The 24,725-nt window shown below is 69.0% G+C and carries 19 protein-coding genes; 6 read left to right on the top strand and 13 right to left on the bottom strand.

Annotated elements, in window-relative coordinates; translation table 11 throughout:
• Positions 1–50 precede the first annotated feature (50 nt).
• The 9 genes from LV780_RS05340 to LV780_RS05300 all read right to left on the bottom strand — a co-directional run bounded on the left by LV780_RS05340 (position 51) and on the right by LV780_RS05300 (position 15,627).
• Positions 51–2,252 (bottom strand): hybrid sensor histidine kinase/response regulator, encoded by a 2,202-nt coding sequence (locus LV780_RS05340; RefSeq protein ID WP_108220800.1) that lies wholly within the window; start codon positions 2,250–2,252, stop codon positions 51–53.
• A complete protein-coding gene (locus LV780_RS05335) occupies positions 2,249–3,427 on the bottom strand; it encodes an FIST N-terminal domain-containing protein (RefSeq protein WP_101340408.1) in 1,179 nt (392 codons plus the stop codon). The genes LV780_RS05340 and LV780_RS05335 overlap by 4 nt, the downstream gene beginning before the upstream one ends.
• Before the next feature lie 110 nt (positions 3,428–3,537).
• Positions 3,538–4,218, bottom strand: a complete 681-nt coding sequence (locus LV780_RS05330) for a response regulator transcription factor (protein ID WP_011908176.1) — start codon at positions 4,216–4,218, stop codon at positions 3,538–3,540.
• 179 nt (positions 4,219–4,397) lie between these two features.
• On the bottom strand, positions 4,398–6,032 hold the full coding sequence (locus LV780_RS05325; RefSeq protein ID WP_108220801.1) for an alpha-D-glucose phosphate-specific phosphoglucomutase: 1,635 nt from the start codon (positions 6,030–6,032) through the stop codon (positions 4,398–4,400).
• Positions 6,029–8,143, bottom strand: coding sequence for a glycogen debranching protein GlgX (gene glgX / locus LV780_RS05320; protein ID WP_108220802.1), 2,115 nt, complete (start codon positions 8,141–8,143; stop codon positions 6,029–6,031). Before glgX ends, LV780_RS05325 begins: the two co-directional genes overlap by 4 nt.
• Entirely contained in the window at positions 8,140–9,576 is a 1,437-nt protein-coding gene (glgA, locus tag LV780_RS05315) for a glycogen synthase GlgA (protein WP_101340405.1), read from the bottom strand. The genes glgX and glgA overlap by 4 nt, the downstream gene beginning before the upstream one ends.
• Before the next feature lie 108 nt (positions 9,577–9,684).
• Positions 9,685–10,956, bottom strand: coding sequence for a glucose-1-phosphate adenylyltransferase (glgC, locus tag LV780_RS05310; protein WP_101340404.1), 1,272 nt, complete (start codon positions 10,954–10,956; stop codon positions 9,685–9,687).
• 75 nt (positions 10,957–11,031) lie between these two features.
• A complete protein-coding gene (gene glgB, locus LV780_RS05305) occupies positions 11,032–13,209 on the bottom strand; it encodes a 1,4-alpha-glucan branching protein GlgB (RefSeq protein WP_108220803.1) in 2,178 nt (725 codons plus the stop codon).
• Positions 13,210–13,221: 12 nt separating this feature from the next.
• A complete protein-coding gene (locus LV780_RS05300; RefSeq protein ID WP_108220804.1) occupies positions 13,222–15,627 on the bottom strand; it encodes a glycogen/starch/alpha-glucan phosphorylase in 2,406 nt (801 codons plus the stop codon).
• Between the two features lie 514 nt (positions 15,628–16,141).
• Between LV780_RS05300 and LV780_RS05295 the strand changes: the two genes are divergently transcribed.
• Positions 16,142–16,576, top strand: coding sequence for an Rrf2 family transcriptional regulator (locus LV780_RS05295; protein ID WP_011908169.1), 435 nt, complete (start codon positions 16,142–16,144; stop codon positions 16,574–16,576).
• Here the strand turns inward: LV780_RS05295 and cueR are convergent.
• Together cueR and LV780_RS05285 are read right to left on the bottom strand one after the other, a co-directional pair.
• The gene (cueR, locus tag LV780_RS05290; protein ID WP_117344945.1) at positions 16,563–16,985 is read right to left on the bottom strand and encodes a Cu(I)-responsive transcriptional regulator; all 423 of its coding nucleotides are present in this window, start codon (positions 16,983–16,985) and stop codon (positions 16,563–16,565) included. The genes LV780_RS05295 and cueR overlap by 14 nt on opposite strands.
• 34 nt (positions 16,986–17,019) lie before the next feature.
• On the bottom strand, positions 17,020–19,461 hold the full coding sequence (locus LV780_RS05285; RefSeq protein WP_117344944.1) for a heavy metal translocating P-type ATPase: 2,442 nt from the start codon (positions 19,459–19,461) through the stop codon (positions 17,020–17,022).
• Between the two features lie 139 nt (positions 19,462–19,600).
• Here LV780_RS05285 and LV780_RS05280 point away from each other — a divergent pair, with 139 nt between their 5' ends.
• Together LV780_RS05280 and LV780_RS21920 are read left to right on the top strand one after the other, a co-directional pair.
• Complete coding sequence (locus tag LV780_RS05280) at positions 19,601–19,801, top strand: heavy-metal-associated domain-containing protein (protein WP_044247943.1); 201 nt, start codon at positions 19,601–19,603, stop codon at positions 19,799–19,801.
• Positions 19,802–20,213: 412 nt separating this feature from the next.
• Complete coding sequence (locus LV780_RS21920) at positions 20,214–20,345, top strand: hypothetical protein (protein ID WP_085996555.1); 132 nt, start codon at positions 20,214–20,216, stop codon at positions 20,343–20,345.
• 134 nt (positions 20,346–20,479) lie between these two features.
• Here LV780_RS21920 and ndk read toward each other — a convergent pair whose 3' ends face one another.
• Entirely contained in the window at positions 20,480–20,902 is a 423-nt protein-coding gene (gene ndk, locus LV780_RS05275; protein ID WP_011908165.1) for a nucleoside-diphosphate kinase, read from the bottom strand.
• Positions 20,903–21,030: 128 nt separating this feature from the next.
• On the opposite strand from ndk, the gene LV780_RS05270 reads away from it, so the two are divergent.
• From LV780_RS05270 to LV780_RS05260, 3 genes are all read left to right on the top strand, one after another.
• Complete coding sequence (locus LV780_RS05270; protein ID WP_108220807.1) at positions 21,031–22,878, top strand: ABC-F family ATP-binding cassette domain-containing protein; 1,848 nt, start codon at positions 21,031–21,033, stop codon at positions 22,876–22,878.
• A 3-nt stretch (positions 22,879–22,881) separates the two neighbouring features.
• A complete protein-coding gene (locus LV780_RS05265) occupies positions 22,882–23,505 on the top strand; it encodes a MarC family protein (RefSeq protein ID WP_108220808.1) in 624 nt (207 codons plus the stop codon).
• Between the two features lie 92 nt (positions 23,506–23,597).
• Complete coding sequence (locus tag LV780_RS05260; RefSeq protein WP_011908162.1) at positions 23,598–24,173, top strand: retropepsin-like aspartic protease family protein; 576 nt, start codon at positions 23,598–23,600, stop codon at positions 24,171–24,173.
• Positions 24,174–24,200: 27 nt separating this feature from the next.
• Here LV780_RS05260 and LV780_RS05255 read toward each other — a convergent pair whose 3' ends face one another.
• Complete coding sequence (locus LV780_RS05255) at positions 24,201–24,647, bottom strand: DNA polymerase III subunit chi (RefSeq protein ID WP_181318487.1); 447 nt, start codon at positions 24,645–24,647, stop codon at positions 24,201–24,203.
• Positions 24,648–24,725 lie beyond the last annotated feature (78 nt).

Here is a 24,725-nt window from a genome sequence, read left to right as displayed (position 1 = left end):
ACCTTGGTCGTAGTGACGCAGAGCGGCCCGTGCGGCGCCGCGTCACGCCGCTACAGGGCGCCCAGAAACTGCTCGAGGGCACGGGCGTCGATCGGCTTCTGGATCAGCCCCACGCCGGCCTCGGCGCAGAGCGCGGCAATCTCGGGGCGGCGGGCGGCGGTCACGATGCAGGCCGGCACCGGCCCGTGCCGCCCGTGGATCGCCCGGATGAACTCCACCCCCGTCATCCCCGCGCCAAGCTGCTGATCGACGAGAAAGAAATCGGGCAGGATGCCGATCTCGTCGATCAGGTCCAATGCCTCCTCGCCCGAAGGGGCGTCGAGCACGCTCACCCCCCATTTCTCCAGCAGAAGCCCCATCGCCTGCCGCAGGTCGTCGTCATTCTCGACCAGGAAGGCGATCTTGTCCTGCACCGCGACCTTCGCCTGTGCCCGCGCCTCCGAGGCATCCGCGGGCGCGGGCGGCGGCGCGCTCTCGGCCCGCGGCACCTGCAGCATGAAACAGGTGCCCCGCCCGATCTCGGAACGCAGACCCAGCGGATGGCCCAGAAGCCCGCAGGCACGCTCGACGATGGCCAGCCCGAGGCCCATCCCCTCCGAGGGCGAGGCGGGCGCGTCGAGCCGGTGGAACTCCTTGAAGATGGCTTCCTGATCGGCCTCGGCAATGCCGGGGCCGGTGTCCCACACTTCGAGCCGCACCATCCCCCGCCGCCGCCGCGCCCCCACCAGCACCCGGCCCCGCGCGGTGTAGCGGATCGCATTGCCGATCAGGTTCTGCAGGATGCGGCGCAGGTAGGTCGGGTCCGAGGCCACCAGCGCCCCCGAGGGCAGCACCGTCAGCCGGAGCCCCCGCGCCGCGGCGATGGGCGCGAATTCGTCGGACAGCTGCGCCATCAGCCGGTCCAGCCGCACCGGCTGCACGCTGACCGCCGCCCGGCCGGACTCGAGCTTCGAGATGTCGAGCAGCGCGCCGAGGATCCCTTCCACCGAATCGAGCGCCTTCTGCGCCTTGGCCAGCGCCTCGCGGCTTTCCGGCGCCACCGCCTCGTCGCCGATGCTGGCAATGAAGAGCTTGGCCGCCGAGAGGGGCTGCAGGAGGTCGTGGCTCGCCGCCGCCACGAAGCGCGAGCGCGAGGCGTTGGCGCGCTCGGCATGGGCCAGCGCATCCTCCAGCTCCAGCGTGCGCTCCATCACGCGGGCCTCGAGCGTCTCGTTGGCGCGCGACAGCGCCTCGATCGCCGCGCGTTCGGCGGTGACGTCGGTGAAGCTCATCACGAAGCCGCGGTCGGGCATCTCCTGCGCGAAGACGTCGAGGATCAGCTCATCGTGGCGCCGCAGCTCGAACGACAAGGGCGGGCGCTCGTGGCGGGCCTGAACCCAGGCTTCCAGCTGGCCCGCATCCATCCCCTCGCCAAAGCTGATCTCGTGCGCGAAGCGTTCCAGCAGGTAGCCAAAGCTGACCCCCAGCCGGAAGCGGTTCATCGGGATCGCCAGCAGCGAGCCCAGACGCTGGTTCCAGCCGACGAGACGTCCCTCGGCGTCGAAGATGCAGACCCCCTGGTTGATGTGGTCGAGCGTCGCCCGGATCACGCGGGCCTGATCGTCCAGCATCTTGCCGCGTTCCAGCCGCTCGATTCGGATCAGGTCGGTCACATCGGTCTGCAGGATCACCGTTCCGCCATCGGCCGTGCGATGCTCGGACACCTGCAGCCAGCGGTCCCAGATCAGCCGCACGTTGAAGATGGAATGCCGGTCGTAGTGGCGGCGCTTGCGGCGAATCGCCCAGTCCTCGGGCGTCTCGGCCTCGGGCAGCGCCAGATAGCGCGAGCGGCTGACCCGGTCGATGTAGCTGCCGAAGGTGAGGCCGGGCTTCAGATGCTCCTGCACGTCCAGCATGTGCATCCCGAAGCGCGAGTTGCAGAGCACGAGCACATCGTCGGCGTCGAAGAGCGCAAAGCCTTCCTGCACCGTCTCGATGGCACTGGCGAGGTTCTGGCGCGCCTCTTCGGCGGCGCGCGTGGCCTCGGCCAGCCGCTCGTTGGACAGGTTCAGCAGTTCCAGCGTGCGCTGCAGGTCGGCCGTCCGCTCGCGCACCTGATCCTCGAGCATGGCCGCGCGCTGGAACTGCGCATAGGCCGCGCCGCTGTCGTCCGTCGTCCGCTCGACCCGCGCCATCAGGGCGCGCACGATCTCGAGCAGCTTGTCGCGCTGGCGTTCGGGCGGATCGGTCGGGTCGATCAGGGCGAAGCTCATGGCTCCTCCGGCGGATAGATCGCGACGCCCGTCATGGTCTGGTTCACATGCATCCCGTTGAGCTGCTCGCCATAGGTCGAGAAGCCCACCACCCGATGCTGCCGCAGGAGGCGCGACACCGCCCCGACGGCCTGGCTGTCGAGCGCCTCCATCCGGCGCAGGACGCAGTCGCAGGCGACGATGGCCGAGGGCGGCCCCTCGGCCCCCAGCGCGGCCAGTTCACCCGCGAGATGCCCGACCAGATCCTGCGGCTCGGCCAGCGTCAGCACCAGCCCCTCGTCGATGGCCGAGAAGAAGACGAGATCCCCGTTCGGCGCGACCTCGCGGATGGCCCGGACATGGTGCTTGCCGCCGATGCGCACGACGACCGGATGGGCCGCAAAGGTGAAGCTGTCGAGCTGGTCCGGGTCCTTTCCCAGAAGCCGCGCATATTCCTGCGCCGCCGGTTCGGCGTTGATCCGGCGCACGATCCGGCGGGCGGGATCGGCCTCGGTCACCACCATCCGCTGATCCGTGGGGCGGAAATGGTCGAGGTTGAAGACCCGCACGCGGCAGTCGCTGCGCACCAGCGCCAGCACCGCCGCGTCGCGCAGCACCTCCGCATTGTGGATCACGAAGGTCTCGCGGAAGCGCACCCCGTCGGCGGCCGAGCCGCCGAACAGCGGCACCGGCCCCAGCCCCGCCGCCAGCGCCGAGGCCAGCTCATCCTCGCGCGTGGACAGGCCATCCACCATCAGGAAGGCAAATTCGCCCGGCCAGTCCGCCCGGTCGCGGGCCAGCGCGTCGCGCTCGCGGATGAGCCGGCCGATCAACGCCTCGCGGTCGAGACGGGCAAGATCCCGCACCACGACCGGGCGGGCGCGGAAATGCGCCTCCGGCAGGGCGACGGCCACGATCTCGCCTTCGGTGTAGCCGTCGGAACTGATCTCGCCGGCGGTGGTGCAGCCGATGACCGGCACGGCACCGAACACCGCGTCCGCCTCGCGCGCCAGCGCCGCAACATCGGCGCCGGGGCTCACGAAGAGGATCACGAGCCCGAAGGGTCCCGCCCCCAGCGCCTCGGCAAGACGATGCGCGGCCTCGGGCGTGTCGCTCGTCACATGGGCGCTGGGGACGAGCGCCGGGGCGCCGCCATCCCGCCCCCCCGCGACCGCCCGCTCGCGCAATCCTTCCATCGGCCGTCCTCCCGGTCGGAGCCTAATGCGCCGCATCCGCGCCTGACAAGCATCCCGAACGGACCCGGCCGCCGCGGGATGAGCCAGGAAGGGTCGACCGCCGGATCGGGTCAGGAATTCTCGGGCATCAGGCTGGCGAAGCTCGCCTCCTGCACCATCAGGACCGCCTGTGTCCGGCTCTGGACCCCGAGCTTGCGCATGATAGCGGTGACATGCGCCTTCACGGTCGTCTCGGCGATGGTGAGGTCATAGGCGATCTGCTTGTTCAGCCGCCCCTCGCAGATGAGTTGCAGGATCTTCGCCTGCTGCCGGGTCAGCAGCGACAGGCGGGCGATGGCCTCCTCGCGCTGGCTGGCGGGCGCGCCCGGTGAATGGGGGGTGAAGCCTTCGGGCAGGTAGCTGCGCCCCTCGCGGATCGCCTCGAAGGCCGCGCGGAAGATCTCGCGCCGCGAGTGCTTGGGCACGAAGCCGGCCGCCCCGGCCTTGAGGGCCGCGCCGATCACCCGGTTGTCGGCGAGCGACGAGACCACCACGACCGGCACGCCGCCCAGGCTCGCCTTCAGCCGGATCAGCCCGTCAAGCCCGTTCACGTCCGGCAGGTTCAGATCGAGCACCACCACATCGAAGGCCGGCTGCAGATCGAGCCGCGCCAGCGCCGTCTCGAGCCGGTCGGCGGACTCGATATGCGTCAGCCCCGCGACGGCCTTGAGCGTCATGCTCAGCGCGTCGCAGAAGAGCGGGTGATCGTCGATGATCAGCGCGGACTGGAGCGGTCGGGCAGGTTCGGTCATGGGCGTCCCATACGTCTTTGCATGAGGCTAGCATATCCCCCGGACGGGATAACCCGGCCAAAGGTCGGATCGACAGCCCCGGCGGAACCGGGGTCGGGCCGCTCTCCGGCCCGTCGCGGACGCAGGCGGGCCGCCCGGCGGCAGGGGCGGCCCGCCCCTGCCCCGTCCGGCCGGAAGGCTCAGGTGATCACGTCGGGCGTGCGCCGCCCGGTGTGGCGCTCGATCCCCGCGATCTCGTGCGCGGCGGCGATCACCGGGGCCAGCGCCTCCTGCGGGTCGAGGTCGAGCCCCTCGGGCCCCGGCGCATAGCGTTCCAGATAGAGGCGGAGCGTCGCCCCTTCCGTCCCCGTTCCCGAAAGCCGCAGCACGATGCGGCTGCCGTCCTGGAACAGGATGCGGACGCCCTGTCTGTGGCTCACCGAACCATCGACCGGGTCGGTATAGGCAAAATCATCCGCCTCGGCGACCTTCAGGTGCCCGTTGAAGGCCACGCCAGTCAGCCCGTCGAGCTTGCCGCGCAACTCCTCCATCATCGCATCCGCCTTCGCGGTCTCGATCGCCTCGAAATCGTGGCGCGAATAGTAGTTGCGGCCGAACTGCCGCCAGTGCGCCTCGAGGATCTCGCGCACGCTCTCCTTGCGGACCGCGAGGATGTTGAGCCAGAGCAGCACGGCCCAGAGCCCGTCCTTCTCGCGCACATGGTCCGAGCCGGTGCCGAAGCTTTCCTCGCCGCAGATGGTGGCGCGGCCCGCGTCGAGCAGGTTGCCGAAGAACTTCCAGCCGGTCGGCGTCTCGAACTCCTCGATGCCGAGGAACTCGGCCACCCGGTCGGCCGCGGCCGATGTGGGCATCGAGCGGGCGACGCCCTTCAACCCGGCCTTGTAGCCGGGGGCCAGATGGGCGTTTGCCGCCAGCACCGCGAGACTGTCCGAGGGCGAGACATAGATCCCGCGGCCGACCACCATGTTGCGGTCCCCGTCCCCGTCCGAGGCCGCGCCGAAATCAGGCGCCTCGGGGCCGAACATCTCGTCCATCAGCGCCTTGGCCCAGGTGGGGTTCGGATCGGGATGCATCCCGCCGAAATCCGGCAGCGGCGTGCCGTTGACGACGGTGCCCTTGGCCGCGCCAAGCCGGTTTTCGAGGATCTCGGTCGCGTAGGGGCCGGTCACGGCGCACATGGCATCGAAGCGCATGGTGAAGCCGCCGGCGAACATGGATCGGATCGCCCCGAAATCGAAAAGCTTTTCCATCAAGGCCGCATAGTCCGCGACCGGATCCACGACATCGATCTCCATCGCGCCAAGCTGCACGGAACCCACCGCCGAAAGATCGACATCCGGCGCCTCGAGGACACGATACTCGGAAATGTTTTTCGTGGCGGCAAAGATCGCCTCGGTGACCTGTTCGGGCGCCGGCCCGCCGTTCGGCGTGTTGAACTTCACGCCGAAATCCTCGTCGGGGCCGCCGGGATTGTGACTGGCCGACAGGATGATGCCCCCATCCGTCCCGAACTTGCGGATAAGGTTCGAGGCGGCCGGCGTGGACAGGATCGCCTCCTGCCCGACGATGACCCGGGCCGCGCCGTTGGCCGCGGCCATGCGCAGGATCACCTGCGCCGCCTCGCGGTTGAAGTAGCGCCCGTCGCCGCCAAGGACGAAGGTCTTGCCCGCCGCCCCGCCGATGGCGTCGAAGATGGCCTGGACGAAATTCTCCAGATAGTGCGGCCGCATGAAGACGGGTGTCTTCTTGCGCAGCCCCGAGGTGCCCGGCTTCTGATCGGCGAAGGGCGTGGTCGGAACGATGTTGACGGTCATCCAGTCTCTCCAGTTGGCGCCGGCACGAAGACCAGCACGGATCGGGCCGGAGCTGCAAGCCCCGGACGCACGGGTTCGGAAGGGGCCTCGGGCCGCGTCGTGTCGAGGACAAGATGCCAGCCCCCGGCAACCGGCGGCAAGGCCAGCGGCACGGCCTCTCCGGCATTGAACACGGCCAGCACCGGGCTCTCGCCGGGGTCGGGCCGGTCGGCGTCCATCCGCAGCTCGACGCAGAGGCAGCGCACCTCGGCCGAATGCCAGTCATGCGGCCCCGGCTCGCGCCCGTCGGGCAGACGCCAGACCACGTCCCGCATCCCGTCCGCCTCCCGTCGGTGCCCGTGCAGAAAGCCCTTCTGCCGCAGGACCGGCAGGCTCCGCCGCAGGGCCGAGATCCGCTCGACGAAGGCGAGGATCGCCTCGTCGGGCCGGTCCCAGTTCACCCAGCCCACCGGATTGTCCTGCGCATAGGCGTTGTTGTTGCCGCCCTGCGAATTGCCGATCTCGTCCCCGCCCAAGAGCATCGGCGTCCCCTGGCTGAGAAACAGCGTCGCCAGAAGGTTGCGCCGGCGCAGCGCACGGGCCGCCTGGATCGCGGGGTCGGAGGTCGGCCCCTCAAGGCCCAGATTGTCCGAGTGATTGTCGTCGTGGCCATCGCGGTTCTCTTCGCCGTTGGCCTCGTTGTGCTTGCGCGCATGGCTCACCAGATCGGCCAGCGTGAATCCGTCATGCGCCGTCAGGAAGTTGACCGAGCTGGTGGCCGCGCGCGACTGGTGGTCGAACCGCTCGGCCGATCCCAGCAGCCGCCGCGCGAGATCGCCCGTCATGCCCGCATCGCCGCGCCAGAAGCGCCGGACATCGTCGCGGAACTTGTCGTTCCATTCGAGGAACGGATGGGGAAAGCCCCCCAGCCGGTAGCCGCCCGGCCCAAGATCCCAGGGCTCGGCGATCAGCTTGACCCGCGTGAGCACCGGATCCTGCCGGATCGCATCGAAGAAGGCGCCCCGGTCGTCGAACGCATCCTCCTCGCGCCCCAGCACCGAGGCCAGATCGAAGCGGAAGCCGTCCACATGCATGACCTCGACCCAGTAGCGCAAGCTGTCCATCACCATCCGCAGCACCATCGGGTGGCTGAGATCGAGCGTGTTCCCCGTGCCGGTCATGTTGACATAGCGCCGCCCGCCCTCGGCCAGCCGGTAGTAGCTGCGGTTGTCGATCCCCCGGAAGGCCAGCGTGGGCCCCAGCTCGTCGCTCTCGCCGGTGTGGTTGTAGACCACGTCGAGGATGACCTCGATGCCCGCGGCATGGAAACGCCGCACCATCGCCGCGAACTCCCACAGCGCCCCCTTGGCCAGATAGCGCGGGTCGGGCGCGAAGAAGCCGATGGTCTGGTAGCCCCAGTAGTTCGAAAGCCCCCGGTTCACGAGAAAGCGGTCGTCGAGAAAGGCCTGCACCGGCAGCAGCTCGACCGCCGTCACCCCGAGCCGCAGCAGATGCTCGACGACCGCATCCGAGGCGAGACCTAGGAAAGTGCCCCGCAACCCCTCCTCCACCCCGGGATGCAGCATGGTCAGCCCCTTGACATGGGCCTCGTAGATCAGGGTCTCGGTCAGCGCCCGCTCGGGCGGGGCGTCGGGGCCCCAGTTGAAATTGTGCCCCACCACGACCGACTTCGGCACCGCGAAGGCGCTGTCGCGGTTGTCGAAGGAGAGATCGCCCCGCGGGCTGCCGACCTTGTAGCCCATCACCGCATCCGACCAGCGCAGCCGCCCCTCGAGCCTGCGGGCATAGGGATCGATCAGCAGCTTGCTGGGATTGAACCTGTGGCCCTGCTCGGGCTGGTAGGGGCCGTGGACGCGGTAGCCGTACAGCTGCCCCGGCAGGAGGCCGTTCACCTTCAGGTGCCAGATGTCCCCGTCGCGCTCGGTCAGCGGCAGGCGCATCAGCTCGCGCCGACCGTCCGGCGCAAAGAGACACAGCTCCACCCTCTCGGCATGGGCCGAGAACAGGGCGAAATTGACGCCCTCACCGTCAAAGCTCGCGCCCAGCGGCCAGGGGCGCCCGGGCGCGGTGGCAAGTCCCGGCAGCCCCGCGGGCTGCGGCGCTGCTGTCACGCGACAAGCTCCCGGTAGAGCGCGGCATAGGCCGCGGCCGAGGTCTGCCACCCGACCGGATGGCGCATCGCGTTCTTCTGGACCTTCTCCCAGAGGGCGTGATCGGCGTAGAGGTGGATCAGCCGCCGCAGCGCCTCGGCAAAGGCCGGAGGCTCGGTCGGATGGAAGGTGAGACCCGTGGCACAGCCCGCCGTCAGGGCGGCGGGGTTCGCGTTGATGATCGTGTCGGCAAGCCCGCCCGTCAGCGCCACCACCGGAATGGCCCCGTAGCGCAGCCCGTACATCTGCGTCAGCCCGCAGGGCTCGAACCGCGAGGGCACCAGCACCGCATCGCCACCCGCAAACATCAGGTGCGACAGCCCCTCGTCATAGCCGATCCGCACCCCCACGCGGCCGGGAAAGCGCACCTCCAGCTCGCGCATGGCGCCTTCCAGCGCCGCATCTCCCGTTCCCAGCACCGCAAGCCCGCCGCCCGCGGCGATGAAGTCGGGCAGGACCTCGGGGATCAGGTCGATCCCCTTCTGATAGGTCAGTCGGCTCACCAGGATCGCCAGCGGCCCCGGCACATCAAGCTTGAAGGCGCCCGACAGCACCGCCCGGTTCTCGGCCTTGGCCTTCAGGCTGCGGGCGGTGTAGGGCCGCTCCTCGGCCTCGGGCGACCAGATGTCGGTATCGACGCCGTTCAGGATGCCCGAGACCTGCCCCGCGCGCGCCGCGATCACGCCCTGCAGCCCCATGCCGAACTCGGGCCGCATCAGCTCACAGGCATAGGTGGGCGAGACGGTGGTGATATGGTCCGCCGTCACCAGCCCCGCCTTCAGCGACGACAGCCCGCCGTAATATTCCAGCGCCGCCGGATGAAACTCCGAGGCCGGAAGCCTCAGCGAGGGCAGCAGCGCCGCCGGCGCCCATCCCTGGAAGGCGATGTTGTGCACGGTCAGCACCGAACGCACGCCGCCGCTGCCCCAATAGGCCAGATAGGCCGGCGCAAAACCCGCCTGCCAGTCATGCGCATGAAGCACCTCCGGCCGCCAGCCATCCGACAGCCCCTCGCGCGCAATCCGCGCCGCGATCCAGGACAGCGCCGCGAACCGCTGCGCATTGTCGCCCCAGTCGCCCCAGGGCCCGGCATAGGGCCCGCCCTCGCGGTCGTAGAGATGCGGCGCATCGAGCAGCAGCATCCTGCGTCCCGCCACCTCGCCCGCCATCACCCGGCCCCGGCCGCCAAAGAGATCCTCTTCGGAAAAGACCTCCTCCATCTGCTCGAGCCGCCACCGCAGCGGGCGATAGCAGGGCATCAGCACCCGCATCTCCCAGCCCTCGGCCGCCAGCGCGCCGGGCAGCGCGCCCACCACATCGGCCAGTCCGCCGGTCTTCAGCAGCGGCACGCACTCGGAAGCCACCGACAACACCCGTCCGCGCGCCGTCTCCATCCTGTCCCCGTCCTTCATCCGCCTGCCCCGGGGCGCGCCCGCCCCGGCCTCTTTCATTCTGGTCCAAATATCCCGCGGGGGTGCGGGGGCGCGAAGCCCCCGCCGCCCTCAGCCCAGCGCACGCGCCCGGGCGTCGAGCATGTCCTGCGTCACCAGCACGATCCCCCCCTCCGAGCGGCGGAACCAGCGCGCATCCTCCTCCGGCTCCTGGCCGATCACCAGCCCCTCGGGGATCACGACCCCGCGGTCGAGCACGCAGTTCGTCAGATCCGCCTTCCGGTTCACCGTCACATGCGGCAGCGCCACCACATGGCTCAGCGACGAATAGCTGTGCGTCCGGCAGCCGGTGAACAGCAGCGAGCTGCGGATCTCGCTGCCCGACACGATGCAGTCGCCCGAGACCAGCGACGAGATCGCCATGCCCCGCCGCCGCTCGCTGTCATGGATGAACTTGGCCGGCGGTACGATCTGCGAATAGGTCCAGATCGGCCATTCCCGGTCATAGAGGTCCAGCTTGGGCGTGAAATGCGTGAGGTCGATGTTGGCCTGCCAGAAGGCGTCGATCGTGCCCACGTCGCGCCAGTAGGGCTCGGTCTCGAGGCCGGTCATCACGCAACTGTCGGAAAAGCGGTGCGCCATCGCCTTGCCGTTCCTGACGATCGCGGGGATCAGGTCGTGGCCGAAGTCATGGCTCGAGTTCGGGTCTTCGGCGTCGCGGATCAGCAGGTCGCGCAGGAAGGCCCAGTCGAAGACATAGATCCCCATCGAGGCCAGCGCATTGCCCTCGTCGCCCGGAATGCCCGGCGGGTCGGCGGGCTTTTCGAGAAAGTCGGTGATGCGCAGGCTGGCATCCACATGCATCACGCCGAAGGCCGTGGCCTCCATCCGCGGCACGGTCAGGCAGCCGATGGTCACATCCGCGCCGGTCTCGCAATGCTGGCGCAGCATGATCTCGTAATCCATCTTGTAGACGTGATCGCCCGCAAGGATGATCACATACTTGATGTCGTAGCTGTCCACGATGTCGATGTTCTGCGTCACCGCATCGGCGGTGCCGAGATACCATTTGTGCTCGTCCACCCGCTGGCTCGCCGGCAGGATGTCGAGATATTCGTTGCGCTCCTCGCGGAAGAAGTTCCAGCCGCGCTGGATGTGCCGGATGAGCGAATGCGCCTTGTATTGCGTGGCGATCGCCATCTTGCGGATGCCCGAGTTCATCGCGTTCGACAGCGCGAAGTCGATGATCCGGGCCTTGCCGCCGAAATAGACCGCCGGTTTCGCGCGCCTGTCCGTCAGTTCCTTGAGCCGGCTGCCCCGGCCGCCCGCCAGCACGAAGGCCATGGCCTGACTTGTCAGCCTCAGTGGGGGTTGCGCCTTCATTCCGTCCTCCCGTGACGCGGGTTGCACCCCGCCTTTCATCCCGTTTCGCTGGGCCTGGATTGCCCGTTGCGCAAATCAGCCCTGCCGGAAGATTACCGTAGACAGCGGCGGCAGCGTGACAAGGGCCGAATGTTCCTGCCCATGCCAGTGCACCGGCTCGGACAGGACGCCGCCCAGATTGCCCCGGTTCCCGCCGCCGTAGATTTCGGCATCGGTGTTGAGAACTTCATCCCACTGACCCTCGGCCGGAAGCCCGAGGCGGATCCGCCGTTCAACGGGGGTGAAGTTCATCGCAGCCACCACCATCGGCTCATCCACCCGGCCCCGCCGGATGAAGGCATAGAGGGAATGGTCCGAGTCATTGGCCTCCAGCCAGACGAACCCCTCGGGCCGCGCGTCGTTGCGGTGCAGCGCCGGTGTCGTGCGATAGAGCCGGTTCAGATCGCGCACGAGGCTTTGCACGCCCCGGTGCAGCGGATGGTCAAGCTGCTGCCACTCGAGTTCAGCGGCGTGGTTCCACTCGCGCCCCTGCGCGAACTCGCAGCCCATGAACAGGAGCTTCTTGCCCGGGTGCGTCCACATGTAGCCGTAGTAGGCGCGCAGGTTGGCGAACTTCTCGGCCCCCTCGCCCGGCATCTTCGCGATCATCGAGCCCTTGCCATGCACCACCTCGTCGTGGCTGATCGGCAGGATGTAGTTCTCGGACCAGGCGTAATGCAGGCTGAAGGTCATCTGGTGGTGATGGTGCCGCCGATGCACCGGGTCGCGCGACATGTAGTCGAGCGTGTCGTTCATCCAGCCCATGTTCCACTTGAAGCCGAAGCCGAGCCCGCCCTGATCCACGGGCCGAGAGACGCCGGGGAAGGCCGTGCTCTCCTCGGCCACCGTCATCACGCCCGCATCCTCGCCATAGACGGTGGCGTTGACGCGGCGCAAAAGGTCGATGGCCTCGTAGTTCTCGCGCCCGCCGTCGCGGTTGGGCACCCATTCGCCCGCCTTGCGCGAATAGTCGCGGTAAAGCATCGAGGCCACCGCATCCACGCGCAGCCCGTCGATGTGATAGTCCTCAAGCCAGTAGAGCGCGTTCGAGGTCAGCCAGTTCGCCACCTCGGTCCGGCCAAAGTTGTAGATCAGCGTGTTCCAGTCCTGATGGAAGCCTTCGCGCGGGTCGGCGTGCTCGTAGAGCGGCGTCCCGTCGAAGCGCCCGAGCCCATGCGCATCCGTCGGGAAATGGCCCGGCACCCAGTCGATCAGCACGCCCAGCCCCTTCGCATGGGCGGCCTCCACCAGCGCGCGCAACCCGTCCGGCGTGCCGTGGCGGATGGTGGGGGCAAAGAGCCCCACCGGCTGGTAGCCCCACGAGCCGTCGAACGGATGCTCGCTGATCGGCATCAGCTCGATATGGGTGAAGCCCATCTCGGCCGCATAATCCACCAGATCGCGCGCAAGCTCGGTGTAGGAGAGCATCCGCCCGCCCTCGCCGCGCTTCCAGCTGCCGAGATGGACCTCGTAGATCGAGATCGGCGCCTCGACCGAATGGCGCGCGGCCCGCGTGGCCATCCAGTCCGCGTCCTGCCAGTCGCGCTGTCCCAGCGCACGGACCACCGAGGCCGTGCGCGGCGGATGTTCGGATCCGAAGCCCACCGGATCGGCCTTCAGCGGCAGAAGCTCGCCCCCCGGTCCCCGGATCTCGTATTTGTAGGCCGCACCCTCGCCCACTCCGGGCAGGAAGGTCTCCCAGACGCCGGTGGGTCCGCGGCGGCGCATCGGGTGGCGTCGGCCATCCCAGATGTTGAAGTCGCCCACCACCGAGACGCGCTGCGCATTGGGCGCCCAGACCGCGAAATGGGTGCCCTCGACCCCCTCGTGGCGGATCGGGTGGGCCCCCAGCACCTGCCAGAGCCGCCGGTGCGTGCCCTCGCCCAGAAGATACTCGTCCAGCTCGCCCAGCACCGGGCCGAAGCGGAACGGATCCTCGAACTGCCAGACCGCGCCATGCCCCTCGGCGCGCAGCCGGTAGGGCTCGCACCCCATCCGGACGGCAAAGAGGCCGGGGAAGCCCGCCACTCCTTCGGCCTCGATCTCGCGCGAGGCGAGCACGGTGAGGCGATCGGCGCCCGGCACGAAGGCGGTGAGCACATGGCCCTCCCCCCGCCGGTGCAGCCCCAGAACCGAGAAGGGATCGCCATGCGCCCCCTCGACGATGGCTTGTGCGACGACGGGATCGACAAGCGTCTCAGGGGATTTGGCCATGATTCCTCGGAGTTACTGCTGCAGGGCCGACTCTACTCCCCAGATGTCCTTCATGTAACCACGGATCGTCCGGTCCGACGAGAAGAAGCCCGACCGCGCCGTATTGAGCGCCGCCATGGTCAGCCAGCGGTTGCGATCCGCATAGGCCACATCCACCTCGGCCTGCGCCGCGAGATAGGCGTCGAAGTCCGACGAGACGAGGAAATAGTCATGGTGCCAGACCCGGTGCACGAGGCCGTGGTAGCGGTCGGGTTGCGAGGGGCTGAACTGGCCCTCGGCGATGGCCTGCAGCACGTTCGGCAGAACCCGGCTCGCCTCGATGGCCTTGCGCGCGTGGTCGGGATCCTCGCGGCGCTTCATCACCTCTTCCGCCGTCAGGCCGAACAGGAAGAAGTTCTCGGCCCCGACCTCCTGAAGGATCTCGACGTTCGCGCCGTCGAGCGTGCCGATGGTCGGCGCGCCGTTCATCATGAACTTCATGTTCCCGGTGCCCGAGGCTTCCTTGCCCGCCGTCGAGATCTGCTCGCTGAGGTCGGCCGCCGGCACCAGACGCTCGGCCATCGAGACGTTGTAGTTCGCCGGATAGACCACCTTCAGCAGGTCGCCCACCACCGGGTCCGAGTTGATCACCGCGCCCACGTCGTTGATGAGGTGGATGATCTCCTTGGCCACCGCATAGCCCGGCGCCGACTTGCCGCCGAAGATCTTCACCCGCGGCACCCAGCCGGCGTTCGGATTGGCCCGGATCGCCTGCCAGCGCGCCACGGTTTCGAGGATGTTCAGCAACTGGCGCTTGTATTCGTGGATGCGCTTGACCTGCACGTCAAAGAGCGCGTCCGGGCTGACCTTCACCCCGCACTCGGCCGCCATCCAGTTCGAGAGCGCCACCTTGTTCTGCCGCTTGGCCGCATCGAAGGCCCCGAGGAAGCCCCGATCCTTCACATGCGGCTCGAGCCCCTTCAGCCCGTCGAGATCGTCCTCCCAGCCCTCGCCGATCGTGGCGCCGATCAGCCGGGCGAGCGGCGCATTGGCCATCTTCAGCCAGCGGCGCGGCGTGACCCCGTTCGTCTGGTTCACGATCTTCTCGGGGTGGAGGCGGTTCAACTCCGGGAAGAGGTTGGTCTTGACGAGGTCCGAGTGCAGCGCCGAGACGCCGTTGACCTTGTGCGCCATGATGAAGGCCAGCTCGCCCATCCGCACCTCGTGGTGCTTGACGATACCCACATAATGCGGACGCGCCGGATAGGTGCGCCGGTGCCAGCCGTCGATGCGTTCCACGATCTGCATGTGGCGCGGCAGCACGTTGCCGAAGGTGAAGGTGGCCCAGCGCTCCAGCGCCTCGGGCAGCAGCGTGTGGTTGGTGTAGCCGAGGCAGGCCTGCGCGATCGGCAGCGCCTCGTCAAAGGGGATGCCGTTCTCGTCCACCAGCTGCCGGATCAGCTCGGGCCCGGCGATGGCCGGATGGGTGTCGTTCATCTGGATCGCCACATGCTTCGACAGCGCCCGCAGGTCGCCATGCGCGGTCTTGAACCGGCGGAGGATGTCCTGCAACGCGGCCGAGGTCAGGAAGAACTCCTGCTTCAGCCGCAGTTCCTTGCCCTGGTAGGTCGTGTCGTCGGGATAGAGCACGCGGCTCAGCGTGCGGGCCAGCGTCTCGGGCTCGGCCGCGGCCGTGTAGTCGCCGCGGTTGAAGCGTTCCAGATCGAACAGCGTCGTGGGCGTGGCGCCCCAGAGGCGCAGCGTGTTGGCCCAGCGGCCCTTCCAGCCCACCACCGGCGTGTCATGCGCCGAGGCCTTCACCGTCTCGCCCGGCACCCAGACCTCGCGGCCCTCGCGGGTCTCGACATGGCCCTTGAAGCCCACGATGTAGGTGGCCTCGGGCCGGTCGAACTCCCACGGGTTGCGCTGGGTCAGCCAGTCCTCGGGCGTCTCGACCTGCTGGCCGCCCTCGAACCGCTGGCGGAAGAGCCCGTGCTCGTAGCGGATGCCGTAGCCATAGGCAGGGCAGCCCAGCGTGGCCATCGACTCCATGAAGCAGGCCGCCAGCCGCCCGAGGCCGCCGTTGCCGAGCGCCGCGTCGGGCTCGTCGCCCACGATCGCCTTGAAGTCCTGCCCGAGGTCGGCCATCGCCCGCTCGGCCATGTCGTGCAGGCCGAGGTTGATCGTGGCATCCTCGAGGATGCGGCCGATCAGGAACTCCATCGACAGGTAATAGACGCGCTTGCGATCCTCTTCCCAGGTCCGGCGGGTCGAGGCGAACCAGGGTTCCATGATCCGGTCGCGGATCGCGTAGGAAAGCGCCATGCGCCAGTCGTAAAGGCTGGCATGCGGGGCGTCCTTGCCCAGCGTGAAAGTGAGGTGGCGCAGCACATCGGTCTTCAGGACGTTCGGGGTCAGGCTCTGATCGTTCACGGGCATGGTCCGTAGCAAAGGGTCCGGAATGTCGGACGGCGGCGGTCCGGCGTGGTTTGCCGTGGCCTCCGGCTCGGGTCAAGCGCGGTGGCCCGGCGTCGGAGGATGGGCTCTGGGCCCGGCTCCAACTTGGTACGAAGGTCCGACGGGCCCGGACAGGCAGACCCGCGCAAAATGACCTCCGTTTTACTCAGCACGAGCAACGGTTTCGCTAGGGTTGCACTTGTTCGCGCGACGGGCAAGTGCTCACGTCGTCTGATACACATCGAAATCCTTCGTGACTCGACGCCGCTCACGCCCGACAGGTTCCCATCCGTTTGCGCGGCGTTCTGCCGCCAAATCAGGCAGAAGACGGCTCACGGCCCTCGAAACGGGCAGCGGCCGGAGCGGCTGCGACAAATTGCTTGCGCTGGATATGACATTTCCTCTCCCCTCCGGGGCCAAGGATCGGGATCATGCTGGCGCCGGACAGCCCCGGAGAACGGGGATTCGCCGCAGTCAACCTCGAAAGGCAGCGTCAATGCGATTGACCACACGCACCAATCTGGCCATGCGAACGCTGATGTTCTGCGCGATCAACGAGGGTCGCGTCGTGCGCAAGGCCGAAGTCGCGGCCGCCTGCAATGCCTCCGAGAACCATCTGGCGCAGGTGATCCACGGTCTTGCCCAGAAGGGATTCCTGCGCACGGTGCGCGGCCGCTGCGGGGGCCTCGCCCTTGGGCGGCCGGCCGAGAACATCGTGGTGGGCGACGTCTTCCGCACGTTCGAATCGAATCTCCCCTTCACCGAGTGCTTCTCGAAGAAGGAGAACAAGTGCCCGCTCACGCCCTCGTGCCGGTTGAAATGCGCGCTGAACGACGCCCTGTCGGCCTTCTACGGCTCGCTCGACAAGCTGTCGCTGCGCGACATGGTGCAGGAGAACACCGAGCTCGAGGAACTGCTCAAGGTCGCCTGACCCCGGCCCCGCCGCAGCAGCCGGGACCGGCCGAGAGCCCCTCGAGGATGGGACAGTCCGGCCGGTCATCGCCCGCGCAGGCCGAGACGAGATGCGACAGCGTCGCCTGCATCGCCTGAAGCTCGGCGATCTTGGCCGCGATCTGCTCGAGGTGGCGTTCGGCCAGCCGCTTCACGTCGGCGCTGGCGCGGGCCCGATCCTCCCACAGCGCGAGAAGCGTGCGGCATTCCTCGATCGAGAAGCCGAGCGAGCGGGCCCGGCCGAGGAACCCCAGCTTGTGCAGGTCGCTCTCGCGAAACCGGCGGTAGCCGTTCATGTCGCGCAAGGGCCGGACGAGGCCGATCTCCTCGTAATAGCGGATGGTCTTTGCCGGCAGGCCCGACCGGGCCGCCGCTTCCTTGATGTTCATGCGCGGCTCTCCGTTCCGTCCGTGATGCCTCTCCTCATGGCCGCGCCCCCACCGCCGGCGCCCGGCGCAGGCGCAGGGCGTTGGTCAGCACGAAGACCGACGAGAAGGCCATCGCCCCGGCCGCCAGCATCGGCGAGAGCTGCGGGCCTCCGAAGGGCACCAGCACGCCCGCCGCCACCGGAATGAGCGCCACGTTGTAGCCAAAGGCCCAGACGAGGTTCTGGCGGATGTTGCGCATCGTCCGGCGGCTGAGGGCGACGGCGTTCGCCACGCCCAGCGGATCGCCCGACATCAGCACCACATCCGCCGCCTCGATCGCCACATCCGTCCCGGTGCCGATGGCGATGCCGACATCGGCCGCCGCAAGGGCGGGCGCGTCGTTGATCCCGTCGCCCACGAAAGCCGCGCGGCCCATCTTCGAGACTTCCGCAACCTTGCCGCCCGGCAGGATGCCGGCATGGATGTCGTCGATCCCGATCTCCTGCCCGATGGCGCGCGCGACACCGGGCGCGTCGCCCGTGACCATGGCCGAAGGCAGGCCCATGCGCGCGAGTTCGGCCACCGCGGCGCGCGATGTGGGCTTCACCCGGTCGGCCACACCGATCACGCCCGCGATGCGCCCCTCGACCGCAACCCAGACCGGCGTCCGCCCCTCGGCTTCAAGCCGCGAGGCCGCGCCCGCAAGCGGCCCGGGATCAAGCCCCTCCATCATGCGGGCGCTGCCCACCCGCACGCACTGCCCGCCCACCATCGCCTCGGCCCCATGTCCCGGCGTGGCGGCAAAACCCTGGGCCTCGGGCCGATCGAGCGCCTCGGCGGCGCGCAGGATCGCCCCCGCCAGCGGATGCTCGGAGCGCGCCTCGACGGCGGCGGCAAGGCGCAGCAACTCCTGCGTCTCACGGCCCTCGGCGGGCAGGACATCCGTCACCTGCGGCCGTCCTTCGGTCAGCGTGCCGGTCTTGTCGAAGCCCACGCGCTCGATCTCGGACAGCCGCTGCAGCGCCTCGCCCTTGCGGAAGAGCACGCCCAGCTCGGCCGCGCGCCCCGTGCCCACCATGATCGAGACCGGCGTGGCAAGACCCATCGCGCAGGGGCAGGCGATGATCAGAACCGACACGCCCGCCACCAGCGCCTCGCCCAACCCCGGCCCCAGCACCAGCCAGACCAGCACGGTCAGGGCCGCCACCGCCATGACCACCGGCACGAAGCGCAGGGTGATCCGGTCCACCAGCGCCTGAACCGGCAGCTTGGCGCCCTGCGCCTCCTCGACCATGGCCACGATCCGCGCCAGCACCGTGTCCGCGCCGACGCGCGTCGCCTGCATGGCCATCGCGCCGGTACCATTGACGGTCCCGCCCGTCACCTCGTCCCCTTCGGCCTTGGCCACCGGCAGGGCCTCGCCGGTCAGCATCGCCTCATCCACCGCGCTCTGGCCCGAGACCACCACCCCGTCGAGCGGGATGCGCTCGCCCGGCCGGATTTGGAGGATGGCGCCGGGCGTGATGGTCTCGATCGGCACCTCGGTCTCGATCCCGTCGCGACTCAGGCGGGCGGTGCGGGGCTGCAGCCGGATCAGGCCGGCGATGGCCGCCCCCGCCTGCCCGCGCGCCCGCGCCTCCATCAGGCGCCCGATCAGGATCAGGACCACGATCACCGAGGCCGCCTCGAAATAGACCGCGCGCGAGCCCTCGGGCAGAAGGCCCGGCGCGAAGGTCGCCACGGTCGAGAAGGCCCAGGCCGCAAAGGTGCCCACCGACACGAGGCTGTTCATGTCGGGCGCGCCGCGAACCAGAGCCGGCACGCCCTTGACGAAGAACCGCCGCCCCGGCCCCGCCAGGATGAGGCTCGTGAGCAGGAACTGCGCGATCCACGAGGTCTGCGTGCCGATCGTGTGGGCGACCCAGTGGTGCAGCGCCGGGATCAGGTGCCCGCCCATCTCGACCAGGAACACCGGCAAGGCGAGCAGGCCCGCGATCCACGCGTCGCGGCGCAGGCCCCGCAGATCCTCGGCCCGCCGGTCCGGCGCCTCGGCCCGCATCGGCGCCGCGGCAAAGCCCGCCCGCGTCACCGCCTGCGCCAGCGCCGCGGCCGTCGAGGCGCCCTCCCAGAGCGTGACCTGCGCCCGCCGGTTCGCGAGGTTGGCGCTGGCCTCGATCACGCCCGGCTGGGCCTTCAGCACCCGCTCGACCCGACCGGTGCAGGAGGCGCAGGTCATCCCCTCGACCGACAGCACCAGCTTTTCCCGCCGCGCCGGATAGCCTGCCCGCCCGAGTGCCTCGGCCAGAGCCTCGGCCGTCGCGGGCCCGCCATAGCGGATGTCCGCGCTTTCGTCGGCCAGGCTCACGCGGGCCTCGGCGACGCCGGGCACGGCGGCCAGAACCCGCTCGGCCCGCGCCACGCACGAGGCGCAGCTCATCCCCTCGAGGTGCAGGCGCAGGCTTTTCAGGCCGGTGGCGTGCGGCTGGTGGACGGTCATGGCAATCTCCTTCGGGCCGAAGATGGGCCTTCCCACAGCTGGAAGGTCAAGAGGCCGGGCAAAGTTTCTGCCGCCCGCCATCCGGCGCTTGACCTTCCGGTTCGGGAAGCCCCTTCATCGGCCGCGAAAGGAGACTTCCATGACCCGGCTATCCATCCCCGACATGTCCTGCGGCCATTGCCGCGCCTCGATCGAAGGCGCACTGGCACCGCTTCCCGGCTTCCGGTCGATCCGGTTCGATCAGGAGAACCGCACCGCCGAGGTCGAGGGGCAGGTGCCCGAGGTGACGCTGCTTTCGGCGCTCGACTCGATCGGTTTCCCGGCGCAGATCCTGCGCTGACAGCCGTGCCCCACAACGGGGTCACGACAGGTCCTCGACCCTGATCAGGCGCAATCCGCGCGCCTGATCGCCTCACGATTTCGGCACCGCACCGCGAGCGGGCGTGAGTTCCGCGACGGCCTCGGCCCGGCAAAGTGCACACTGCTGCTGCGCCGCGTCGCGCGTCCCGTCAGCCGGTGCACCTCCGTCATTTTCCCTTTTCTGACTGCACCGTGGCAATGCGTGGCAGAAGTGACGCATCTTTCCGCATTTCCGGTATTCGGTCGCATACAATGCGCTTGTCCGACTCACTCCGCAGGCATAGATGGAGGTGAATGTGTCATGTTGACGCCATCGGCCCCGAGCGCGCGATGAACCGTCGGCCGGGGCACGGCGTTGTAACCTGGTAACCGAAACAGATCGGAGCAGAACGATGAACCAGCAAGCCTCGACCCCTCAGCCGCAGCAGGGAGCCACACCCGCTTCGCCGCAGATGGGCGGCGGCGAGACCGTGCGGCGGCCCGAACCGTCGCGTCCGGTGTTCAATGACTGGGCCTCGATCTGAGGCACTGATCGACCAAGGCGGAAAAGGCCGGCGGATGCGCCGGCCTTTTCCGTTTCGGATACCGAAACCCTGAATGGCACGGGCCGCCCCGCCCCGAACGGTTCCGCGGGGCGGAAACGGGGCCCGGAACCGGATCAGCCGACCAGTTCGAGACCCGAGAAGAAGAAGGCGATCTCTTCCGCCGCGGTTTCCGGCGCGTCCGACCCGTGGACCGAGTTCTCGCCGACCGACAGGGCGAATTCCTTGCGGATCGTGCCCTCATCGGCGTTGGCCGGGTTGGTGGCGCCCATCACTTCGCGGTTCTTCGCGATCGCGCCTTCGCCTTCCAGCACCTGAACCACCACCGGCTCCGAGGCCATGAACTCGGTCAGTTCGCCGAAGAAGGGGCGGTCCTTGTGGACGCCGTAGAACTTCTGCGCCTGCGCCAGCGACAGGTGGATGCGCTTCTGCGCGACGATGCGCAGGCCCGCGTCCTCGAACTTGGCGTTGATCTTGCCGGTCAGGTTGCGGCGGGTGGCGTCGGGCTTGATGATCGACAGGGTGCGTTCGATGGCCATGAAGGCTGCTCCTCGAAAGGGGTGAAACTCTGGGCGCGGGCCTTAGCATGGGCTCCCCCGCGACAAAAGGGGTCACGAGCCCGGCCGCCGCCGTTGACAGCCGCAAGCGCGCGGTCCATCACCCGGCCATGCTGCGCATCTCGGACATCTCCTATTCGGTCGAAGGCCGGCCGCTCTTTCAGGGCGCGTCCGCCACCATTCCCACCGGCCACAAGGTCGGCCTCGTCGGCCGCAACGGCGCCGGCAAGACCACGCTCTTCCGGCTGATCCGGGGCGAACTGGCGCTGGAGGGCGGAGAGATCGCGCTCCCCGCCCGCTCGCGCATCGGGGGCGTCGCTCAGGAGGTGCCGTCGTCCGCGACCTCGCTGCTGGACACGGTTCTCGCCGCCGACACCGAGCGCGCCGAACTGATGGCCGAGGCCGAGCACGCCACCGACCCCCACCGCATCGCCGAGATCCAGCACCGCCTGGCCGACATCGACGCCTGGTCGGCCGAGGGCCGCGCCTCGGCGATCCTCAAGGGTCTGGGCTTCGACGCCGAGGCGCAGCTGCGCCCCTGCTCGGACTTCTCGGGCGGCTGGCGGATGCGGGTGGCGCTGGCGGGCGTGCTCTTTGCCCAGCCCGACCTGCTGCTGCTGGACGAGCCGACGAACTACCTCGACCTCGAGGGTGCGCTCTGGCTCGAAAGCTACCTGCAGAAATATCCGCACACCGTGCTGATCATCTCGCACGACCGGGGGCTTCTGAACCGCGCCGTGCAGGGCATCCTGCATCTCGACCAGAAGAAGCTGACCTACTGGACCGGCCCCTACGACCAGTTCGCCCGCCAGATGGCGGAAAAGCGCGCAGTGCAGGCGTCCGAGGCCAAGAAGCAGGAGGCCCGCCGCGCCCACCTGCAGAGCTTCGTGGACCGGTTCAAGGCCAAGGCGTCCAAGGCCGTGCAGGCGCAGAGCCGGGTCAAGATGCTCGAGAAGATGACGCCGATCACGCCCCCCGAAGAGGCGAAACGGCAGGTCTTCACCTTCCCCAAGCCCGAGGAGCTTTCGCCGCCCATCATCACGATGGAGGGCGTCTCGGTCGGCTACGGCGGCCCGCCGGTGCTTCGCCGCCTGAGCCTCCGCATCGACCAGGACGACCGGATCGCGCTTCTGGGGCGCAACGGCGAGGGGAAATCGACCCTCTCGAAGCTCTTGGCCGGCAAGCTTCAGCCGCAGGAAGGGCGGATGGTCAGCTCGTCGAAGCTGCGCATCGGCTATTTCGCCCAGCATCAGGTCGATGAGCTGCACATCGACGAAACGCCGCTGCAACACGTCATGCGCCTGCGCCCGGACGAGGGCCAGCCGCGGCTGCGCGCCCGCCTCGCCGGCTTCGGGCTGATGGCGGATCAGGCGGAAACCGCGGTCGGCCGGCTTTCGGGCGGGCAGAAGGCGCGGCTGTCGCTGCTGCTGGCGACCATCGACGCGCCGCATCTCCTGATCCTCGATGAGCCCACGAACCACCTCGACATGGAAAGCCGAGAGGCGCTGGTCGAGGCCCTGACGGAATACTCCGGCGCTGTCGTTCTCGTCAGCCACGACATGCACCTTCTGGGTCTGGTGGCCGACCGGCTCTGGCTGGTCAAGGGCGGCGCCGTCGCCCCCTATACCGAGGATCTCGAGGCCTACCGCCGCCAGCTTCTGGCCGGCGACGATCCCCCGCCCGAGAAGAAGGCCGAGAGACCCGCGCCGAAGGCCGCGAGCCGCGAGGAAAAGCTCGCTCTCCGCGCCGAGGTGCGCAAATGCGAGGACCGGCTCGAGAAGCTGAACGAGATGCGCGACCGTCTGGCCACCAAGCTCGCCGACCCCGCGCTCTACGAACCCGAGCGGCTGAGCGAGATGGAGGTCTGGCAGAAGAAATACGCCGAGGTGATGGAAGGACTCGACCGGGCCGAGGCGCTGTGGCTGACGGCGCAGGAGCGGCTCGAGGCGGCGGGCTGATCCATGATCGAGATGGGCTTCCTCGCCACGGCCTTCGCCACGCTCTTCGTGGTGGTGGACCCGCTGGGACTGGTGCCGCTCTTCATCGCGCTGACACCGGGCATGACGCGCGAACAGCGCCGCGCGATCGGATTGCGCGCCTGTTTCGTGGCGGTGGGCATCCTCACCACCTTCGGCCTTCTGGGCGAGGCGGTGCTGGGCTTCATCGGCATCTCGATGCCCGCCTTCCGCATCGCGGGCGGGATCCTTCTGTTCCTGACCGCGCTCGACATGCTCTTCGAGCGCCGGACCCAGCGCCGCGAGGGCCAGACCGCGGCCGAGCCGCACGACCACGACCCGTCCGTCTTCCCGCTCGCGATCCCGCTCATCGCCGGCCCCGGCGCCATCGCCTCGATGATCCTGCTCGTGGGGGCGGCCGACGGCTGGCAGGGCGTTCTGGCCGTCCATCTCGTCATGCTGGTGACCGTGGTCTCGGCCTTTCTGCTGTTCCTCGTGGCGGGCCCGCTGGAACGGCTGCTCGGGCGCACGGGAACGCTCGTGATCACGCGGCTTCTGGGGATGCTGCTGGCCGCGCTCTCCGTCCAGTTCGTGATCGACGGCATCCGCGGCTCGGGCCTGCTGGGATAGGCCGCCCGGCTGCGCCGGAAGGTTTTCCCGCCCCCGGACTGGAGGATCCGCCCACGCCGCCCCATATCCCGAACAGGCGCTGAGGGAGAGGCATGGACGGCGATCTGACGGCACGACTGGTCTATCTGGGCCTTCTTCTCCTTGCGCTTGGCACCTGGGTGCTCGTGGAATATCGCGGCCGGATCGGTGCCGCGATCCGGGCGGGCCTCGCCTGGGCCCTGATCTTCGTGGCGGTTCTGGCCGGCTACGGCCTCTGGCGTGACGTGCGGCACGAGCTGACCCCCACCCAGGCGGTGATGGAGAACAGCCGGATCGAGGTTCCGCGCTCGCGCGACGGACACTATTACGTCACCCTCGACATCGCCGGCACGCCGGTGCGCTTCATGGCCGACACGGGCGCCAGCTCCATCGTGCTCTCGCAGGCCGATGCACGCCGCCTCGGGATCGAGCCGGACAGGCTCGACTATCTGGGCGAGGCCATCACCGCCAACGGCTCGGTCCGCACGGCGCGCGTCCGTGTCGGTCCGGTGGCGCTGGGCCCCTACCGCGAGGAGCGGATCCCGGCCTGGGTCAACGAGGGGCCGATGGACATGTCCCTCCTCGGGATGGACTACCTCCGCCGCTTCCGGATCGAGATCGCCGACGACCGGATGATCCTGTCCCGCTAGCCGCCGTCGCTTCGGCCGAAAGGGCGTCTATCCGGCCTCGGCCTTCATCTCCCAGCGCCCGCTCTCCTCCGACCAGTATTGCGCCTTGAGACCCGCCCCGGTCAGCGCCTTCCACTGGCCGCGCGCATGGACCAGCTGCCCCTCGTCGAGCCCGTCGAAAAGGATCCAGACCCGCTCGAGCGGCCCCGCCTCGGCGGCGTCGGTCTCGGCCCCGTCCAGCAGCATCAGCGCCTGCGCCCCGTTGCCGATCGCGCCCGTCCCGAGCAGCACCGGCTGGGCCGCGTCCTGCGGCCCGCCCTCCATCCCGTGCGGCAGGAATCCGTCCTCCGGCACGCGCCAGAGCGCAAGGTCCAGCGCCTCGAGCCGCCCCCGGTCCGTGCCGCGCAGCATCACGCGCCACCCCTGCGCCAGCGCGCGCGGCAACAGCAGCCGCAGCGTATCCTCGGCCGAGGAGCGCGTCAGGTGGTAGAACATCACGACCCCCACGACCCCGCCTCTCCTTCACTCTGTCCAAATATCCCGGGGTCCGGGGCAGAGCCCCGGCGCGCGGCC

Source organism: Cereibacter azotoformans (assembly GCF_021391315.1).
In the GTDB taxonomy this organism is placed as follows: Bacteria; Pseudomonadota; Alphaproteobacteria; order Rhodobacterales; family Rhodobacteraceae; genus Cereibacter_A; species Cereibacter_A azotoformans.
This window is presented reverse-complemented; position numbering and strand designations above follow the sequence as displayed.

Coding starts and splice junctions, on each gene's coding strand:
- LV780_RS05340 (WP_108220800.1), bottom strand. CDS start 2,252: ATGAGCTTCGCCCTGATCGACCCGACCGATCCGCCCGAACGCCAGCGC.
- LV780_RS05335 (WP_101340408.1), bottom strand. CDS start 3,427: ATGGAAGGATTGCGCGAGCGGGCGGTCGCGGGGGGGCGGGATGGCGGC.
- LV780_RS05330 (WP_011908176.1), bottom strand. CDS start 4,218: ATGACCGAACCTGCCCGACCGCTCCAGTCCGCGCTGATCATCGACGAT.
- LV780_RS05325 (WP_108220801.1), bottom strand. CDS start 6,032: ATGACCGTCAACATCGTTCCGACCACGCCCTTCGCCGATCAGAAGCCG.
- glgA (WP_101340405.1), bottom strand. CDS start 9,576: ATGGAGACGGCGCGCGGACGGGTGTTGTCGGTGGCTTCCGAGTGCGTG.
- glgC (WP_101340404.1), bottom strand. CDS start 10,956: ATGAAGGCGCAACCCCCACTGAGGCTGACAAGTCAGGCCATGGCCTTC.
- glgB (WP_108220803.1), bottom strand. CDS start 13,209: ATGGCCAAATCCCCTGAGACGCTTGTCGATCCCGTCGTCGCACAAGCC.
- LV780_RS05300 (WP_108220804.1), bottom strand. CDS start 15,627: ATGCCCGTGAACGATCAGAGCCTGACCCCGAACGTCCTGAAGACCGAT.
- LV780_RS05295 (WP_011908169.1), top strand. CDS start 16,142: ATGCGATTGACCACACGCACCAATCTGGCCATGCGAACGCTGATGTTC.
- cueR (WP_117344945.1), bottom strand. CDS start 16,985: ATGAACATCAAGGAAGCGGCGGCCCGGTCGGGCCTGCCGGCAAAGACC.
- LV780_RS05285 (WP_117344944.1), bottom strand. CDS start 19,461: ATGACCGTCCACCAGCCGCACGCCACCGGCCTGAAAAGCCTGCGCCTG.
- LV780_RS05280 (WP_044247943.1), top strand. CDS start 19,601: ATGACCCGGCTATCCATCCCCGACATGTCCTGCGGCCATTGCCGCGCC.
- LV780_RS21920 (WP_085996555.1), top strand. CDS start 20,214: ATGAACCAGCAAGCCTCGACCCCTCAGCCGCAGCAGGGAGCCACACCC.
- ndk (WP_011908165.1), bottom strand. CDS start 20,902: ATGGCCATCGAACGCACCCTGTCGATCATCAAGCCCGACGCCACCCGC.
- LV780_RS05270 (WP_108220807.1), top strand. CDS start 21,031: ATGCTGCGCATCTCGGACATCTCCTATTCGGTCGAAGGCCGGCCGCTC.
- LV780_RS05265 (WP_108220808.1), top strand. CDS start 22,882: ATGATCGAGATGGGCTTCCTCGCCACGGCCTTCGCCACGCTCTTCGTG.
- LV780_RS05260 (WP_011908162.1), top strand. CDS start 23,598: ATGGACGGCGATCTGACGGCACGACTGGTCTATCTGGGCCTTCTTCTC.
- LV780_RS05255 (WP_181318487.1), bottom strand. CDS start 24,647: ATGTTCTACCACCTGACGCGCTCCTCGGCCGAGGATACGCTGCGGCTG.